16 protein-coding genes are annotated in these 16,205 nt (G+C 66.1%); 10 read left to right on the top strand and 6 right to left on the bottom strand.

What is annotated here, in order from left to right; translation table 11 throughout:
* Position 1 precedes the first annotated feature (1 nt).
* From DV709_RS02125 to DV709_RS02110, 4 genes are all read right to left on the bottom strand, one after another.
* On the bottom strand, positions 2 to 1,759 hold the full coding sequence (locus tag DV709_RS02125; RefSeq protein ID WP_117591333.1) for a rhomboid family intramembrane serine protease: 1,758 nt from the start codon (positions 1,757 to 1,759) through the stop codon (positions 2 to 4).
* A 66-nt stretch (positions 1,760 to 1,825) separates the two neighbouring features.
* The gene (locus DV709_RS02120) at positions 1,826 to 2,986 is read right to left on the bottom strand and encodes a M24 family metallopeptidase (protein WP_117591332.1); all 1,161 of its coding nucleotides are present in this window, start codon (positions 2,984 to 2,986) and stop codon (positions 1,826 to 1,828) included.
* A 67-nt stretch (positions 2,987 to 3,053) separates the two neighbouring features.
* Complete coding sequence (locus DV709_RS02115; protein WP_117591331.1) at positions 3,054 to 3,332, bottom strand: UPF0058 family protein; 279 nt, start codon at positions 3,330 to 3,332, stop codon at positions 3,054 to 3,056.
* 67 nt (positions 3,333 to 3,399) lie between these two features.
* On the bottom strand, positions 3,400 to 3,612 hold the full coding sequence (locus tag DV709_RS02110; protein ID WP_117591330.1) for a DUF7120 family protein: 213 nt from the start codon (positions 3,610 to 3,612) through the stop codon (positions 3,400 to 3,402).
* A 201-nt stretch (positions 3,613 to 3,813) separates the two neighbouring features.
* Between DV709_RS02110 and DV709_RS02105 the strand changes: the two genes are divergently transcribed.
* From DV709_RS02105 to DV709_RS02095, 3 genes are all read left to right on the top strand, one after another.
* Positions 3,814 to 4,407: a sulfite oxidase-like oxidoreductase gene (locus DV709_RS02105; RefSeq protein WP_117591329.1), complete on the top strand. Its 594-nt coding sequence runs from the start codon at positions 3,814 to 3,816 to the stop codon at positions 4,405 to 4,407.
* A gap of 779 nt (positions 4,408 to 5,186) precedes the next feature.
* Positions 5,187 to 5,771 carry a hypothetical protein gene (locus DV709_RS17560; RefSeq protein WP_157972624.1) on the top strand — a complete coding sequence of 195 codons (585 nt, stop codon included), beginning with the start codon at positions 5,187 to 5,189 and terminating at the stop codon, positions 5,769 to 5,771.
* A 259-nt stretch (positions 5,772 to 6,030) separates the two neighbouring features.
* On the top strand, positions 6,031 to 7,374 hold the full coding sequence (locus DV709_RS02095) for an isochorismate synthase (RefSeq protein WP_117591327.1): 1,344 nt from the start codon (positions 6,031 to 6,033) through the stop codon (positions 7,372 to 7,374).
* A 41-nt stretch (positions 7,375 to 7,415) separates the two neighbouring features.
* On the opposite strand, the gene DV709_RS02090 is transcribed toward DV709_RS02095, so the two are convergent.
* On the bottom strand, positions 7,416 to 7,646 hold the full coding sequence (locus tag DV709_RS02090) for a hypothetical protein (RefSeq protein ID WP_117591326.1): 231 nt from the start codon (positions 7,644 to 7,646) through the stop codon (positions 7,416 to 7,418).
* 122 nt (positions 7,647 to 7,768) lie between these two features.
* Here DV709_RS02090 and menD point away from each other — a divergent pair, with 122 nt between their 5' ends.
* The 3 genes from menD (at position 7,769) to DV709_RS02075 (ending at position 11,144) form a co-directional block, all read left to right on the top strand.
* Positions 7,769 to 9,544 (top strand): 2-succinyl-5-enolpyruvyl-6-hydroxy-3-cyclohexene-1-carboxylic-acid synthase, encoded by a 1,776-nt coding sequence (gene menD, locus DV709_RS02085; protein WP_117591325.1) that lies wholly within the window; start codon positions 7,769 to 7,771, stop codon positions 9,542 to 9,544.
* A gap of 88 nt (positions 9,545 to 9,632) precedes the next feature.
* Complete coding sequence (locus tag DV709_RS02080; RefSeq protein WP_117591324.1) at positions 9,633 to 10,154, top strand: hypothetical protein; 522 nt, start codon at positions 9,633 to 9,635, stop codon at positions 10,152 to 10,154.
* 78 nt (positions 10,155 to 10,232) lie between these two features.
* Positions 10,233 to 11,144, top strand: a complete 912-nt coding sequence (locus tag DV709_RS02075; protein ID WP_117591323.1) for a 1,4-dihydroxy-2-naphthoyl-CoA synthase — start codon at positions 10,233 to 10,235, stop codon at positions 11,142 to 11,144.
* A gap of 134 nt (positions 11,145 to 11,278) precedes the next feature.
* Here the strand turns inward: DV709_RS02075 and DV709_RS17555 are convergent, their stop codons facing one another.
* A complete protein-coding gene (locus DV709_RS17555; protein ID WP_157972623.1) occupies positions 11,279 to 11,452 on the bottom strand; it encodes a hypothetical protein in 174 nt (57 codons plus the stop codon).
* Between the two features lie 38 nt (positions 11,453 to 11,490).
* On the opposite strand from DV709_RS17555, the gene DV709_RS02070 reads away from it, so the two are divergent.
* From DV709_RS02070 to DV709_RS02055, 4 genes are all read left to right on the top strand, one after another.
* Entirely contained in the window at positions 11,491 to 12,438 is a 948-nt protein-coding gene (locus DV709_RS02070; RefSeq protein ID WP_117591322.1) for a 1,4-dihydroxy-2-naphthoate polyprenyltransferase, read from the top strand.
* A gap of 1 nt (position 12,439) precedes the next feature.
* Positions 12,440 to 13,510 (top strand): mandelate racemase/muconate lactonizing enzyme family protein, encoded by a 1,071-nt coding sequence (locus DV709_RS02065; protein WP_117591321.1) that lies wholly within the window; start codon positions 12,440 to 12,442, stop codon positions 13,508 to 13,510.
* A 248-nt stretch (positions 13,511 to 13,758) separates the two neighbouring features.
* Positions 13,759 to 15,333, top strand: a complete 1,575-nt coding sequence (locus tag DV709_RS02060) for a long-chain-fatty-acid--CoA ligase (protein WP_117591320.1) — start codon at positions 13,759 to 13,761, stop codon at positions 15,331 to 15,333.
* A complete protein-coding gene (locus DV709_RS02055) occupies positions 15,326 to 16,186 on the top strand; it encodes an enoyl-CoA hydratase/isomerase family protein (RefSeq protein WP_117591319.1) in 861 nt (286 codons plus the stop codon). The genes DV709_RS02060 and DV709_RS02055 overlap by 8 nt, the downstream gene beginning before the upstream one ends.
* Positions 16,187 to 16,205: the final 19 nt, after the last annotated feature.

Below are 16,205 nucleotides of genomic sequence, written 5' to 3'. Positions count from 1 at the left end.
CTCACCGGTACCGCTCTCTCGACGCGACTCGCACCCGGGTCCCGTTCGTCTCGGCGTACAGTTTTCCGTCTCGGTTCGTGAACCGAATCTCTCTGAGCGTCACCGACTCGTTCGTCCGGGGGACGGGCGCGGAGACGGTGTCGTTCTCGGTGCCGACGACGAGGCGGAAGCTCTCGTTCTCGGCCGCGATAGAGACGTTCTGTCCGGCGACGACCGGTTCGGCGGTCGCCGGCGGCGACGTGTACGCCGTCGTCTCGTCGCCGTCGACGGCGAGCGTCACTCGATAGCTCGCGTTGCTGCCGGCGAGCGACCACCCGGTTCGGTTCGCGACGACCGTCTCGCGCCACCCGACGCCGCCGACGCGGACCGCCGACCGCCCTCTGAACGCGAGTTGCGCTTTCGACACCTCTCTCGTCCAGATGTTTCGGTCGGGGTTGCGCACGACGACGCCGGAGGTAGTGACGCTCGTCGACTCGCCGAACCCTTCGAGGTCGAGCACCGACACCATCCCGTTGGTCACGTTCTCGGCGTAGGTCACCTCGTAGCCGCGGACCTGCACCGACTCCCCGGGCGAGTCGTCGCCCGCCGTCGTCACCATGTTGACCGCGATAGCCGGCCCGGTTATCGCCGCCGCGCCGACCAGCAGCAGGGCGACGGCCGCCTGCCGGCCCGTCACCGACCGGAGTCCGTTTCGTCCGCCGCTTTCGCCGCCCCTCTCGTCCCCGCTCTCTCGCGTTCGACGCCCCGAGCCGTCACCGACGACGTCGCCGGCCCGCTCGCGAACCGACGCGCCGACCCGGCCGAGGAGCGGACGGCCGCTCGCACCGACGGCGGCGGCGACGAGCGTCGCCAAGAGGAGGACGAGGGCGAGACCGACTGCGCGAAAGAGCACGTAGCTGTCGCCGCCGCGGTACCAGTACACCGCCCAGAGCGACTGCGAGACCGAAAAGAGGAGCACGCCCGTCCAGAGTCGCAACGCCGAAGGGAACTCGTCGCCGCGGCGGTCGACCAGCCACAGCGCGAGAAACACGCCGGCGAGAAGCCCGATGGCGTGCCCCTGAATCGCTATCTGCGCCCACCACGGGGAGACGATGGTCTCGCGCGAGGACGCGACGGTCGTCGGGTCGACCAGCGAGTCGTACAGGAGGTCGACGACGCGACTGGCCGACAGCGCCAGGACGGTGGTGAGCGGGTAGTAGACGAGCGCGAACCCGGCGAACGCGAAGACGACGCCCGAGAAGCCGACGATGGGGCCCACCGAGAACAGGGCGGTGAAGAGACCGACGGCGACGACGGCGGCGGGGAAGAGGAGAAACGCGCGGACCCGCGGGTCGGCGCGCCACTTCGACGACCCGAGGCTCTCACCCTCGCGCGCCGTCGGATAGTGACCCCACGCGTACTCGACCAGCGGCGCGAGCGTCAGCGTCCCGAACAGATTGCCGAGGAGGTGGCCCGCCCCCGAGTGCGAGAACGCGGCCGTGAGCATGCCGGTCGGGTAGAGATACGACCACGCTCGGAAGGGGACGACGACGGGCCGATACCAGTACTGGTACCCACCCTGGACGACGAGGTAGACGGCGAGCACGAACAGCGCCGAGACGAGCGTCCCCCACGGCACCCCGTAGAGCAGCCGCGACCGAAGCGCGGCGACTCGTCGTTCCCGGCGGTCGTCCAACCGCCACGCGACGTACAGACAGGCGACGGCGACGGCGACGAGCGCGAGTCGAGAGAGAGGGAGCCACGACGGAACCGCGAACATACCGACTCCAAGGCGGGCCGGAGTATCAAACCCGATGCTCGGTGCGCCGTGTGCGCTCCCTCTCGGTCACAACGACCGCAGTTCCGTCTGCGGGTCGACCACCCACTCGGTCCCCGTCTCGGTTATCTCGACCATCTCCTCTTGGCCGACGTAGCCCCACTCGGTGTCGACGCCGAGCTCCATCGTGTATATCTCGCCGACGCGAACCTCGCCGTTCGGAGCGTCGCCGTAGCGGTCCCAGAGCGGACCGAGCAACGTCCCGCCGTCGTGGGCGGCGCGGCCGACCTGGTGGCCGAAGGCGTGCTCGAAAGCGGGCCACCCGGCGTCGGTCAGCGCCTCCCGCGCCGCGGTGTCGACTTCGTGCCCTTCCACTCCCGCTTCGAGCACCTCGTGGCCGGCGTCGATGGCCGCGCGAACGTCCTCGAACGCCGACCGGAGGCCGTCGGGCACGTCGCCGCGGACGTACAGCCGCTGGATATCCGCCGAGTAGCCGTCCTGACGGACGCCGAAGTCGACGTGCAGGAGCTCGTTTCTCGGGACGCTGCGGTCGCCGGGTAGCGTGTGGCCGACTTCGCTCGCCCCGCCGGCGTGGACCGTCGGGCAGTACTCCCAGCTCCACGCGCTGCCGAGGTCACGCTCGGTCATCCGCGCGTGGAGCCAGTCGACGATTTCGGCTTCGGTCCACGAGGGGTCCCACGCCTCGACCATCGCGGCGAGCAGCTCCTCGGTCGTCTCGGCGGCGGCGTAGATGCGTTCCCGCTCGGTCGCGGACTTCAGCCCGCGGACCTCGCGGACGACGTCGCCCGCGCTCGCGAACTCGTACTCGTCGCCGATGGCGTCCCGGAGTTGGAGGTAGAGACCGTGCGTGAGGCCGTCGGCGACGTTGTCGTCGCGGTCGAAGTTGACGGCGACCGTCTCGGCGTCGGCGGCGACGGAGTCGAGCGCCTCCCGGAGCGCGGGGACGAACGATTCGTCGTAGGGGTAGACGTCGTGGACGCCGAGCCGCTCGGCGTTGGGTGCGTCGTGGCGGCCGAGAACGACGGCCGACGCCTCGGGACCGACGACGACGGCGGTGGGCCAGACGACGTCGAAACCCAGGATGTAGGGGAGACACGGTTCGTCGACCTCGTCGGTTTCGCGGCAGAAGGTGATCCAGCAGTCGGTGTCGTCGGAGGCGACGGCGGCGCGGGCCTGCTCGACTTTCCCGGCGATGAGCGTCCGGTCCATGGCGGACGCTCACGGGGGAGGACGATAGTCGTTAGCGTGGCGGAACGACGGGCGCGTCGAAAACGGGTTATATCTTCGATTCGGCGTCGTTGGCCAGTTCTTCCATCCGCTTGCCGACGCGGCCCGCGTTGGAGAACTCGTCGTCGCTCATCGCGCTCGCCAGCGCGTTGCCGAGGACGAAGACGGCGTGTTTGTGCTCGCTCTTGGACTTGTGGACGTGCGAGGGCTCGACGCTCAGTTCGTCGTAGGGGTCGAACAGCGACGAGTCGACGCCCTCCTGGGAGCGGAAGTACTCCATGATAATCACCATCTGTTCGTGTAGTTCGAGCAGGTCGTCCTTGTGCATAGAAATCGGTAGGTCTGTTTTCGTTTTAAGGGTTATTGCGGCGTTCTGCCACACCGACACGAGTGGCTCAGAAGACGTACTCGTCTTCGTGGCCCATCATCCCGTCGTCTTCGAAGCCCGGTTCGTCGTTGTCCATCGGTCCGCTGGTCTTGTAAGCCTTCATACCGGTCGAGAGCAGTTCTTCGACCGCCTCCTCGCGGTTGACGAACTCGCCCTGTTCGACGAGTTGGGCGATCTGCATCTCGATGTGCTCGGGGATGTTCATCTTTACTTTGGGCATTTATCGAACGTGGGTTTGGATACGCCGTATTTAAAGTTGACGCCGAGTGAAACGTTCGCAGGCGCCCTACGGTACGAGCTATCACGATGACGGTCGTGGAGCCGCAAACGTCGGTTTCGTTTTCGCGCATCCACCAGCGCCCCTGTACAAATTCACGGAGAGAGTCGACAACGATAGGTGAGTGGCGACGAACGATGCGGTATGAGCAAGAACGTCACCGGTCTCTACGAGGAGTTCGGCGGGGATAGACTCCCGCCCGGCCAGCGCAAGACCGAGCGGTTCCCGGTGCTCTCGAAGAGCGGGACGCCCTCGTGGGACCCGGCGTCGTGGCAGTTCGACGTCTGGGGCGCGGTCGGCGAGCAGTTGCAGTTCTCCTACGAGGAGTTCAAAGACCTGCCCGCAGAAACCCATATCCAGGATTTCCACTGCGTCACCGGGTGGAGCAAGTTCGACTGCGAGTTCACGGGCGTGACGTTCCCGACGCTCGCGAAGATGGCCGGCGTCGACGACGACGCGGTCCACGTGATGTTCCACGCGCTCGACGGCTACACGACGAACCTCTCGCTCGAAGAGTGCATGCGCGACGAGGTGCTGTTCGTCTACGAGTACGACGGCGAACCGCTCCCGGCGGACCACGGCGGCCCCCTCCGCGTCGTCACCCCGCACAAGTACGCCTACAAAGGGGCCAAATGGGTCGAGGGCGTTGAGTTCCTCACCGAAGCCGAGCGTGGTTACTGGGAGAAACGTGGTTACTCGAATACTGCTAATCCGTGGAACGAAGAGCGGTATAGCTGATAACGGCTCTGTTGAAACCCTCAAGCGGTGATAGATTTCAGGATTCGTGCTGAATACAGGGCGCGAGTCGGTCACTCGACCCCTGCTAGTCTTGGTGTTAAATACAGGTAGTTCTCATATTCAATAAAAGCAACTGTATATACTTCTTTAGTTCAAAATGAGGCTGAGTGTCTTACTAAATATCACATACATAGCTAGAGTTACTACAACCCGACTTAGAATACCGAGTCCAAAGAAATCGCCCACAAGAAAACCAAGGACGACGGTGAAAACCACCGCAAGATAGGTGGCCCACCCCGGAAGTGTCTCGGCTATAGCGTCGTGCATATTGAACTGTCTACTGTATGTCTGTGATGCGACCTATATCCTCCGGAGCAGACAGCGGTGCGAGATTGAAGCGGTAAATGCACACTACCTGAGGGCTGTTTCATTACTGGCTGAGTGAAACAAACATCAATGGCTTGCTGAATACATCCCTCTGTATTCAGCACGCCACATCTGTCATCGGATGAGGGTTTCAACAGGGCCCTGATAACGTAGTTTCGTCGAATTCCACGGCAGTAGCTACCTGACGAATTTGCACTAGATAGGGAGCTGATGTTCCACGAATGCCCTATGTTTTGGACTTGTTAGCCCAAACGATGGACGCTAGAAAATACTATAATCCGATACTACAACACCCATTGTAAATGGACAGTATATCGTATCAACACATTCTCTATTATTCGCCCTCACACATTCAACAGTTGTTCTTCGATCGAATTGATGATACCTCGAAAGTGGTCAGAGAAGAGGAAGAAAGAAGCAAACTTCGGGCTGGACTGAGTGCGTTTTTACCCGGGAATATCCAAGGAGAAAAGCAGACTAGAGAGAGTGTTATGAAGACGGTGAACCACAGCGAGGATTATATTCAAACAAAACGTGTAGTGAATGACCTTCTTGATGACAACACGATACCACGAATCAAAGAACTAGATATAGACAATATTTCAACATTGTATCGTTTTTCTTGTGAATGCCAGTTACTCCCCGCAGATGACTCACCAGAGGGAGCCAACTTGGTTGAAGTTATTGGACGAGAAGGCGATTTTTCATTTGAAGGCATCACGTCTCTCGATAACTGGAGTTCATTGAGTGATACACTATTTGCTATTCGAAATGACATTCCGTACCCGCTTGAGGGAATTATACAGCTTAGAGACATTGAAAATCAAATCATCAGCGATGAGATTGATTACCAAGTTCTTGAGCAAGCGGACTGCAAGGTGAATTTCATCTTCATCTGCCAATCAAACCGAGAAGAATTCCAAAAGTGGTTGAATCGACGCACTCTTATGAACGAATACTACGAGAGGGGGAACTAAAGAGGCGCTATGTGCTGTTTTTCCGATTGAAAGCTGTTCTCCGCGAGCGAGGCGAAGCCGAGCGAGTGGGCCGAGGAACGAACGGAGGCGGCGAAGCCGCCGAAGTGAGTGACGAGTGCTTTTGGTCCGAGAGCAGACGCTTCGCGTCTGCTAAGCCTTCGCGGTTTCACCGCGAAGACAGCTTTTGCCGAGGGCGCGCGAAGCGCGCCCGCAGCGCAAAAGGTGGGGTTCAAAAGCCCCGCGTCCTAACCCCCCTTAGATGAACCCGGCGCAGCGCAACCAGCAGACGACGGCGTCGCACGCCGAGGCGACGCTCGTGAGTCGGTCCTGCGAGATTCCGGACGTTTCGTTTCGGGCCTTCCTCGCCGACCAGACCGCCCCCCGAGTCCACTGGGCGTCGCCCGACGGCCTCGAACTCGTCGGCGGCGGGGCGGCGGCGCACCTCAGCGCGTCGGGACCGGAGCGGTTCGACCACCTCCGCGACGAGGCGGCCGCCGTCTTCGACGACGTCGACCACGAAGGGCCGGCGGCGACGCGGCCGCGGATGCTCGGCGGCCTCTCGTTCGACGCCGGTCACGAGGAGACGCCGCCGTGGACCGGCTTCGCGGCGGCGACGTTCGTCCTCCCGCGCGTGCAGTTGACCCGCGGCGACGACGCGACGTGGCTCACCGTCGTCGAGTACGGGCCGGACGCGACGCCCGAAACGGCCGACTCGGCGCTCGACGCCGCGCGCGATTCGCTCTCGGAACTGCCGATGATGCGACCCAGCGGCGGGTCGCCCGGCGTCGTCGACAGACGCTGGCGGACACCCAGAGACGAGTGGGTCGCGCAGGTCGAACAGGTCACCGAACGCATCCGGTCGGGCGACCTGCTGAAAGTCGTGTTGGCGACGGCGCTGGACCTCGAACTCGCCGAGCGAGTCGACATCCCGGACGTGCTCGAACGGCTGCGCCGGACGTACCCCGAGTGTTATCGCTTCCTCGTCCAACCGACCGACGAGGCCGCCTTCTTCGGCCCGCCGCCGGAGCGCCTCGTCAAGCGCGACGGCCGAACCGTCGAGACCGAGGCGCTGGCGGGGTCGATGCCGCGCGGCGAGACGCCCGAGGACGACGCCGACTTCGCCGCGTCGCTGCTGGAGAGCGAGAAACTCCAGCACGAACAGCAACTCGTCGCCGACACCGTCTGCGAGCAGTTAGAGAGATTCGGCGACGTGACCGCCCGCGACAAACGCATTCGCAAACTGAGCAACATCCAGCACCTCTGGACACCCATTTCGGCGACGCTCGACGACGACACGCACGTGCTGTCGCTCGTCGAGGCGCTGCACCCGACGCCCGCCGTCGGCGGCCTGCCGCTGGAGGCGGCACTGGAGACGATTCGACAGACCGAGTCGTTCGACCGCGGCTGGTACGCCTCGCCCGTCGGTTGGTTCGACGCCGAAGGCGACGGCGAGTTCGCCGTCGGGATTCGCTCCGGAGTCGCGGGCGGGACGCGGGCGACGCTGTTCGCGGGCAACGGCATCGTCGGCGACAGCGACCCGGAGGCGGAGTGGGAGGAACTCCAGCCGAAAGTGCGACCGATTCTGGACGAGTTGGAGCGGTAGTCTGCGAGGCGACCCGTTACCCGTTCTTCTCCCGCCGTTCGTCACTCGTCGTCGACGGCCGCTCGACCGGACTCCGAGGGCGTGTAGTCCCACTTGTCGTACTCCTCGGCGAACTCGGCGTAGTAGTCCGCCTTCCGCCGCAGTCGAGGGACGAGCTCCCGCAGCGTGTACCCTTCTCGGCGAAGCCGGCGGACGAGGTGGAGAATCTCGCGGTCTAACTGGTCTTCCGAATCGATGTCGTGCTGTTCGACGAGGGCGTGTTCGTCGTTCACGGTCGCCCGTCGGCGCGGTCCGTTATAGGTCTCTTGAGCGAGCGGCGACGACCCTTGCGAAGCGAGGAGCGGTACGAGGCTATCGCGCCGCCTATTTGACGGCGCGCGCCAAGGTCTGAACGATGATTGCGCCGAACCGAAACACGCTGTGGGCGCGCGTGCTCGTCGACGAACTCGCCGAGGCGGGCGTGTCGGCGGTCTGCATCGCTCCCGGCAGTCGTTCGACGCCGTTGACCGCCGCGTTCGACCGTCACGACGACATCCACGTCTTCTCGCACCTCGACGAACGCTCGGCGGCGTACTTCGCGCTCGGCCGGGCGCGACGAACCGGCGACGTGACGCCGCTCGTCTGCACGTCGGGCACCGCTGCTGCGAACTTCCATCCCGCAGTCGTCGAGGCCTCGCAGGCGCGCGTCCCGATGCTCGTGTTGACCGCCGACCGCCCGCCGGAGCTCCGCGACTCGGGGGCGAACCAGACTATCGACCAGGAGAAGCTCTACGGCGACTCCGTCCGCTGGTACAAAGACCTCCCCGAGCCCGAGGCCACGGACCGAAAACTCCGCGGGCTCCGGACGACGGCGCACCGCGCGCTGGCGCAGGCGACCGGCACGCCCTCGGGTCCGGTTCACCTGAACGTCCCGTTCCGCAAGCCGCTGGAACCCGTACCGGTCGACGGTGACGTGCCCGCCGACCTCCCGCCGCTGGCCGCTCACGGCCGCGAGGGGGGTAGCGGCGGCGACCACGACGGCGCGTACGTCCGGACGACCCGCGGCGTGCCGCAGTTGGACGACCGGGAGCTGCAGCAGATAGCCGAACTGCTCTCGGCCGAGCGCGGCCTCGTCGTCGCCGGACCCGCCGACCCGCCGGGCGTCGACCCGGAGGCGGTGGCGGTTCTGGCGCACGGCACCGGGTTCCCGATTCTGGCCGACCCGCTCTCCGGTCTCCGGTTCGGCGGCCACGTCCGGACGACGCCCGTCGTCGGCGGCTACGACGACTTCCTCGCGGCCGAGGCCGTCGCCGACTGGCCCGACCCCGAGGTCGTGCTTCGGATCGGCGCGTCGCCCACCTCGAAGCCGCTCAGGAAGTACCTCGCGCGGACCGGCGCCCGGCAGTTGGTCGTCGACCCCGCCGCCGAGTGGCGAGAAGCCGAGTTCGCGGCGTCGGACCTCGTCGTCGCCGACCCCTCCCGCCTCGCCGCCCACGTCGCCCGCCTCGTCTCCGGTCCCGACAGCGCTGCGTGGCGAGACCGGTGGCTCGCGGCCGACCGCGAGCACTGGGAGACGGTCGACCGAGCTGACGAGCTGTTCGAGGGGAAGGTTCTGGAAGACGTGGCCGACCTCGCGCCGGACCCGTCGACGCTGTTCGTCTCCAACAGCATGCCGGTCCGCGACCTCGACCGGTTCGCCCGCCCCTCCGACAAGAACGTCACCGCGCTCGGTAACCGCGGCGCGTCGGGCATCGACGGCATCGTCTCGACGGCGCTCGGCGCGGGCAGCGCGACGACCGACCCGCTGACGCTCGTCCTCGGCGACCTCGCGTACTACCACGACATGAACGGTCTGTTGGCGCTCGGACGGTGTGAGGTGGACGCCACGGTCGTCCTCGTCAACAACGACGGCGGCGGCATCTTCCACATGCTCCCTATCGAGGAGTTCGACCCGCCCTTCACCTCGCAGTTCAAGACGCCGCACGGCCTCGACTTCGAGGCGACGGGCGACCTCTACGACCTCGACTTCGAGCGCGTCGAAGCACGAGAGGAGTTCCGCGAGGCGTACGCCGAATCCGTCGCGAGCGCCGGCACGCAGGTCATCGAGGTTCGAACCGACGCCGAGGAGAGCCACCGAACGCGGGAGGCGCTACACGAGCAGGTCGTCGAACGCGTCGCCGACCTCCACTGACGGAGAGTCTTCGTTTCCGACGACCGGACACCGTCGCCCGACACCCGCCGAGCAGAGATTTACGTACTTCCCGACGAACGCCTAACGCATGTCCTCACCGCGCCGCGGCACGGACCCGTCAACCGAGCAACGGCAGCTTCGCCCGCGCGAGGAGCCGGACGGACTCGGCCGCGTCCTGGAAGACCTCTTCTCCGGCGGCGGTTCGGTGGCCGTCCTGACGATACCCGCCACGCTCTGGCTGCTCTCGGTGACGGCGGGCCGAAGCCTCTTCGCCGCCGCCGACGTCGTCTTCGTCTTCGGCGTCGCCTTCGTCTCGCTCGCCGTCTCGGTGAGCGCGTTCCGCGGCGACTGGGTCGGCGTCGGTCCGGCGTGGCCGCCGCGGTCGTACGCGCTGGCCGGCCTCCGCGTCGTCGGCTACAACGTCGCCCTGTGGGCAGCGACCAGCCTCGCGCTCCTCCCGGGGCTTCCCGCCGGCCCGCGCATCGGCGTCGGCGCCGTTTCCGGTGACTTCGTCGGCGTCGTCGTCGCCGTCGCCGTTCCGCCGCTGGCAGTCGCGGCGCTGCTTCGGGCGTGTCACGCCATATACGAGTTTAGAACGGCGAGTGCGTGAACCAGCGGCGGACGCACCGAGGCGAACGCGCGGCCGCCCGACGGCAACCTTTTTCGCGGCTCCGGACCCGCGTTCGGTATGGTCTCGGAGCTCTTCGACCCCGACCGCTGGGAGGTCGTCTCGACGGATTTCTCGGACATCACCTACCACCGCGCCGTCGACGCGCCCGTCGTCCGCATCGCCTTCGACCGCCCCGAAGTGCGCAACGCGTTCCGCCCGGGCACCGTCGACGAACTCCACGCCGCGCTCGACCACGCCCGCAAGCAGGCCGACGTGGGCTGCGTGCTCCTGACCGGAAACGGCCCCTCGGAGAAGGACGGCGGGTGGGCGTTCTGCTCCGGCGGCGACCAGTCGGTCCGCGGCGGCTCCGGCTACGAGTACCGCGGCGACGACGAAGCCGCCGAGGACGACGACCCCGCCGTCAAGACGGCGAAGGCGGGCCGTCTGCACATCCTCGAAGTGCAGCGACTCATCCGCTTCATGCCCAAGCCGGTCATCGCCGTCGTCCCCGGTTGGGCCGTCGGCGGCGGCCACTCCTTACACGTCGTCTGCGACCTGACGCTCGCCTCCGAGGAACACGCGAAATTCCTCCAGACCGACCCCGACGTCGCCTCCTTCGACGGCGGATTCGGGTCGGCCTATTTGGCCCGGCAGGTCGGCCAGAAAAAAGCTCGCGAGATTTTCTTCCGCGGGAAGACCTACTCCGCCGAGGAGGCCGTCGACATGGGGATGGCCAACGAGGCGGTTCCGCACGACGAACTGGAGGACGTGGCGTTCGAGTGGGCAGAGGAGATCACGAGCAAGAGCCCGACGGCGATTCGGATGCTGAAGTTCGCGTTCAACGCCATCGACGACGGGATGGTCGGCCAGCAGGTGTTCGCGGGCGAGGCGACCCGTCTGGGTTACATGACCGACGAGGCGAAGGAGGGCCGGGACGCCTTTTTGGAGAAGCGGGAGCCGAACTTCTCGGACTACCCATGGCACTACTAACCCACCTTTTTTAACGGGGTCCTCACGCCGCTTCGCGGCGCTCGAACCCCGCCAAAAAATCTGGACCAAAAAAGACCGGTCGCGCACGGCGCGACCGGTGAACCGCGCTCACGACTCTGTCGTTCGCGCGGATGCTACACCGTTGATTTGCTCAGCTTTTTACTCTCGGCCTTGCTCAACACTGCCTCCGCGAACTTCCGGTCGAACGTCTCCTCGGGCAGTTCCTCGAACCACGCCGCTCGCTCGATGTTCTCGTCGGCGACGCCGAGGTCGGTGCCGACTTCCGAGTCGAGGTGCCGACCCGACATGCCAAATTTGACGACTCCCTAGCACGGAGACGGAGCCAATGAGTACGCAGAACATCTCGCGCCGGAAGGCGTGGGTCATCGCGGCGCGGCCGCAGACGCTCCCGGCCGCCGCCGCGCCGGTCGTCGTCGGCGTCGGACTCGCGTTCCACGACTCTGTCTTCGCCTTCTGGCCCGCCGTCGCCGCGCTCGTCGGCGCGGCGCTCATCCAGATCGGGACGAACTTCGCCAACGACTACTACGACGCGATGCAGGGCGCGGACACCGAAGCGCGCGAGGGCTTTACTCGGGTAACCGCGGGCGGTCTCATCGACCCCGAGGAGGTGAAGCGGGCGATGTATCTCACCTTCGCCGCCGCCATCCTGCTGGGCACGTACCTCGTCTACGTCGGCGGCGTCCCCATCCTCGTCATCGGTCTCCTCTCGGTCGCCAGCGGCATCGCCTACACCGGCGGCCCGTACCCGCTCGGCTACCACGGGTTGGGCGACGTGTTCGTCTTCGTCTTCTTCGGCCTCGTCGCGGTCACGGGCACCTACTACGTCCAGGCCGCCTCGATTCTCGCCGACCCCCTCGCGGTGGGCGTTCCGGCCGGAACCGTTCCCCTCGAAGTGATTCTCGCCTCGCTGCCCGTCGCGGCCATCTCGACGAACATCCTCGTCGTCAACAACGTCCGAGACAGGGAGGAAGACGCGACGACGGGCAAGCGGACGCTCGCGGTCCGCTACGGGTACGGCTTCGCGCGGGCGGAGTACGTCGCCATGTTCGCGCTGGCCTACGCCGTTCCCGCCTACTTCTGGTTGGCGGCGGACTACGCGTGGACGGTGCTCCTGCCGTTTTTCACGCTGCCGCTCGCGATTCGGCTGACCCGCATCGTCGTCACCGAGACGAAAGGCGAGAAACTGAACCCCGCGCTCGAACGGACCGGGAAACTGCTGGCGGCGTACGCGGTGTTGTTCGCCGCCGGGGTGGCCGTCGGGTCTGTGATGTGATATGCGGGGTGTGAGAGTCGAACCGTTCTCGCTTCGTCTCCGGAAGCCGCTCGGCACGGCGAACGGCGAGATACGAGAACGCCGCGGTTTCCTCGTCGGCGTCGAGACCGACGACGGCGTCCGGGGCGTCGGCGAGGCGACGCCGCTCCCGGGGTGGACCGAGTCGTACGTCGAGTGTCGCGCCCGGTTGGAGGAGTTGCAGGACGCCGCAGACAGGGGCTACGAGTTCGACGCCGCGACGCTCGGACCGGCGGCCCGTCACGCGGTGAACCTCGCGCGGATGGACGTCGAGGCTCGCGCACGGGAGGTGGCACTGCACGACTGGCTCGCCGAGCAGTTCGGGACGCGGCGCGGCGGAGCCGCTCGACCGGCGACCGTCCCGGTCAACGCCACCGTCGGCGACGGGGCGCTCGACGAAACCGTCTCCGCGGCCGAAATCGCGGTGGAAGGCGGCTTCGACTGTCTCAAACTGAAAGTCGGCGCGCGACCGTTCGAGGCCGACGAGAAGCGGCTTCGAGCGGTGCGCGACGCCGTCGGCGACGACGTCGTTCTCAGAGCCGACGCCAACGGCGCGTGGGACCGCGGGACGGCCGAGCGGGCGGTCGACCTGCTCGCCGACCTCGACTTCTCGTACGTCGAACAACCGCTCCCCGCCGCCGACCTCGACGGGCACGCGGGGTTGAGAGGTCGCGGCGTCGGCGTCGCCCTCGACGAGACGCTGTACGACTCGTCCGTGTCGCTGCCGCTGAACATCCGCGACTACGCCGACGTGCTGGTTCTGAAACCGATGGCGCTGGGCGGCCCGGGACCGACGCTGTCGCTGGCGCGGTATCTCCGCCGATGCGACGTCGAACCGGTCGTCACGACCACCGTCGACGCCGCCGTCGCGCGCGCCGCCGCCGTCCACGTCGCCGCCGCGCTCCCCGGGGTTTCGCCGTGCGGTCTCGCTACCGGCGACCTGCTCGCCGAGGACCTCGCCGACGACCCGGTTCCGGTGATAGACGGGGAGAGTTCGGTCCCCGAGGGACCGGGTATCGCGGGCGTAACGTTCGACTCTCTGTTGCGATACTGAACGGGTCCCGTCACTGCCGAGCGAAGCGCGACGAGTTTGACGAAGTGCGACGAGGTGTGACGGAGTTCGACGGAGCGCGGTGACTGCGACGGAGTTCGACGGAGCGCGGCGAGTGCGACGGAGTTCGACGAGGTGCAACGGAGCGCGACGAGGTGCGAGGCGACGGGGAAATCGACACCCGTCGTCGGTTTACGAGCGTTGTTCGAAACAAACCTTTTAGCGACGGCGGACATGTGGTGAGATGGCACATGACAAATTTAGTCACAAACATCGCCTCGACGGTGGAGGAACACCCCGAGAACCTCGCGCTGAGCTTCAAGGGCAACGACGTGAACTATCGGGAGTTCTGGGGACAGACCGGCGCGTTCGCCTCCGGTCTCGCCGAGGCCGGCGTCGGCGAGGGCGACCGCGTCGCCATCTACCTGCCCAATCTCCCGCAGTTCGTCGTCGCGTTCCACGGGACGCTCCGAGCCGGCGGCGTCGTCGTCCCGATGAACCCGCAGTACAAAGCCCGCGAAATCGGCCACCTCCTGGCCGACAGCGGCGCGAAAGTCGTCGTCGCGCTCTCGGACCTCGTGCCGTTCGTCGAGGAGGTACAGGACGAGACGGACGTCGAACACGTCGTCGGCGTCGGCGGCGAGTCCGCGGGCGCGACGTCGTTCGAGGCCTTCTGCGGCGACCCGGAGTTCGAGACGGTCGACCGAGACGACGACGACGAGGCCGTCCAGCCGTACACGTCCGGAACGACGGGACAACCGAAGGGCGTCCTCCTGACGCACCACAACCTCGCGTCGAACGCCGAGCAGTCCATCGCCATCGTCCCCGACGGCATCCGCGCCGACGACAAACAGCTCGGGGTACTGCCGCTGTTCCACATCTACGGCATGACCGTCGTGATGAACGCGACGCTGTTCGGCGGCGGCGCGTACTACCCGTTACCGTCGTGGGACGCCCAGGAGGCGATGTCGCTCGTCGCCGACGAGGGGCTCACGCTGATGCACGGCGTCCCCGCGATGTACAACGACGTCATCAACCAGCCGAACGCCGAGGAGTTCGAGCTCTCCTCGCTTCGGCTCTGCGGCGTCGGCGGTGCGGGCATCCCGGTCGAGGTTCTCAGAAAGTTCGAGGAGCTCTACCCGGTCGAAGTCTACGAGGGCTACGGCCTCACCGAGACCAGCCCCGTCACCCACTTCAACAGCCCCAAGGACGGCCGCCGCGTCGGCAGCATCGGGAAGGCGCTGCCCGGCATCGACGCGCGCATCGTCACCGAGGAGTTCCAGGAGATCGGCCCGGTCTCGGAGGGTCCGGTCGACGAAGACGAGGTGGATTTGGACGAAATCACGGGCGAACTCGTCATCAGCGGGCCGAACGTGATGAAGGGCTACTACAACCTCCCCGACGCGAACGCCGAGGTGTTCACCGAGCACGACGGCAAGCGCTGGTTCCACACCGGCGACCTCGGCTACCACGACGAGGACGGCTTCTTCTACGTCGTCGACCGCGCCAAGCACATGATAAACACCGCGGGCTACAACGTCTACCCGCGCGAGGTCGAGGAGCTGCTGTTCGAGCACGAGGCCGTCGCCGACGTCGCCGTCGTCGGCATCCCGGACGACCGCCGCGGCGAGACGGTGAAAGCGTTCGTCGTCCGCGCGCCGGATGCAGACGTGAGCGCCGACGATATCCGCGAGTACTGCCTCACCAACCTCGCGGAGTACAAACACCCCCGAGAGGTCGAGTTCGTCGACGAACTGCCGCGGACGACGACCGGGAAGGTCCAGAAGTTCGAACTCGTTGGCGAGGCCGAGGCGTCGGATGACTGAGGGCGACTCCGACGGCGACGACGACGCTACGGAATCCGAAATCGGCACGGACGGCGGTACCGACGCCGTGCTCCTCGACAGAGACGCGGAGACGGGCGTCGCCACCATCACGCTGAACAACCCCGGTCTGCGCAACGCGCTCACCGTCGACGTCGCCGACGGTCTCATCGACGCGCTCGACGAGTTGGAGGGGTCGGACGCTCGCTGCGTCGTCGTCACCGGCTCCGAGGGGTCGTTCTCGGCGGGCGGCGACGTGAACGCGATGATGGAACTGCAGTCGGGGAGCTGGTCGCTCGACGAAGCCGTGCGACACATTATCCAGAACACGGGGAGATGCGTCCAGCGACTCGCCGAGTGCGAGTTCCCCACGGTGGCGAAAATCGAGGGCGTCGCCGTCGGGGCCGGCGCGAACGTCGCCATCGCCTGCGACGTGCAACTGATGAGCGAGGAGGCCCGGATGGGCTTCGGTTTCCGGCAGGTCGGCCTCGCCGTCGACTCCGGTACCTCCTATCTCCTCCCGCGACTCGTCGGCGACAACGTGGCGAAGGAACTCGTCTTCACCGGCGAACTGCTCGACGCGGAGCGAGCGCTCGACCTCGGCCTCGTCAACCACGTGTACTCCGACGAAGAGTTCGACGAGCGGGTCGACGCGTTCGTCGAGAAAATCGCCGAGGGACCGACCGTCGCGCTCCGGACCTCGAAGCGACTGCTCGACCAGGGCTGGGAACTGTCGCTCTCGTCGGCTATCGCCAACGAGGCGGGCGCGCAGTCGGCGGTGTTCGAGACGGCGGACCACACCGAGGGCGTCGAGTCGTTTATGGGTAAGCGCTCGCCCGACTTCCGCGGCGAGTAGCGGAGGCGGACACGAACGA

Origin of the sequence: Haloprofundus halophilus (assembly GCF_003439925.1) — an archaeon.
Lineage (GTDB): Archaea > Halobacteriota > Halobacteria > Halobacteriales > Haloferacaceae > Haloprofundus > Haloprofundus halophilus.
This window is presented reverse-complemented; position numbering and strand designations above follow the sequence as displayed.

What these genes read in the sequence shown, in the direction of transcription:
- DV709_RS02125 (WP_117591333.1), bottom strand. Translation starts at nt 1,759, where the DNA reads ATGTTCGCGGTTCCGTCGTGGCTCCCTCTCTCTCGACTCGCGCTCGTC.
- DV709_RS02120 (WP_117591332.1), bottom strand. Translation starts at nt 2,986, where the DNA reads ATGGACCGGACGCTCATCGCCGGGAAAGTCGAGCAGGCCCGCGCCGCC.
- DV709_RS02115 (WP_117591331.1), bottom strand. Translation starts at nt 3,332, where the DNA reads ATGCACAAGGACGACCTGCTCGAACTACACGAACAGATGGTGATTATC.
- DV709_RS02110 (WP_117591330.1), bottom strand. Translation starts at nt 3,612, where the DNA reads ATGCCCAAAGTAAAGATGAACATCCCCGAGCACATCGAGATGCAGATC.
- DV709_RS02105 (WP_117591329.1), top strand. Translation starts at nt 3,814, where the DNA reads ATGAGCAAGAACGTCACCGGTCTCTACGAGGAGTTCGGCGGGGATAGA.
- DV709_RS02095 (WP_117591327.1), top strand. Translation starts at nt 6,031, where the DNA reads ATGAACCCGGCGCAGCGCAACCAGCAGACGACGGCGTCGCACGCCGAG.
- menD (WP_117591325.1), top strand. Translation starts at nt 7,769, where the DNA reads ATGATTGCGCCGAACCGAAACACGCTGTGGGCGCGCGTGCTCGTCGAC.
- DV709_RS02080 (WP_117591324.1), top strand. Translation starts at nt 9,633, where the DNA reads ATGTCCTCACCGCGCCGCGGCACGGACCCGTCAACCGAGCAACGGCAG.
- DV709_RS02075 (WP_117591323.1), top strand. Translation starts at nt 10,233, where the DNA reads ATGGTCTCGGAGCTCTTCGACCCCGACCGCTGGGAGGTCGTCTCGACG.
- DV709_RS17555 (WP_157972623.1), bottom strand. Translation starts at nt 11,452, where the DNA reads ATGTCGGGTCGGCACCTCGACTCGGAAGTCGGCACCGACCTCGGCGTC.
- DV709_RS02070 (WP_117591322.1), top strand. Translation starts at nt 11,491, where the DNA reads ATGAGTACGCAGAACATCTCGCGCCGGAAGGCGTGGGTCATCGCGGCG.
- DV709_RS02065 (WP_117591321.1), top strand. Translation starts at nt 12,440, where the DNA reads ATGCGGGGTGTGAGAGTCGAACCGTTCTCGCTTCGTCTCCGGAAGCCG.
- DV709_RS02060 (WP_117591320.1), top strand. Translation starts at nt 13,759, where the DNA reads ATGACAAATTTAGTCACAAACATCGCCTCGACGGTGGAGGAACACCCC.
- DV709_RS02055 (WP_117591319.1), top strand. Translation starts at nt 15,326, where the DNA reads ATGACTGAGGGCGACTCCGACGGCGACGACGACGCTACGGAATCCGAA.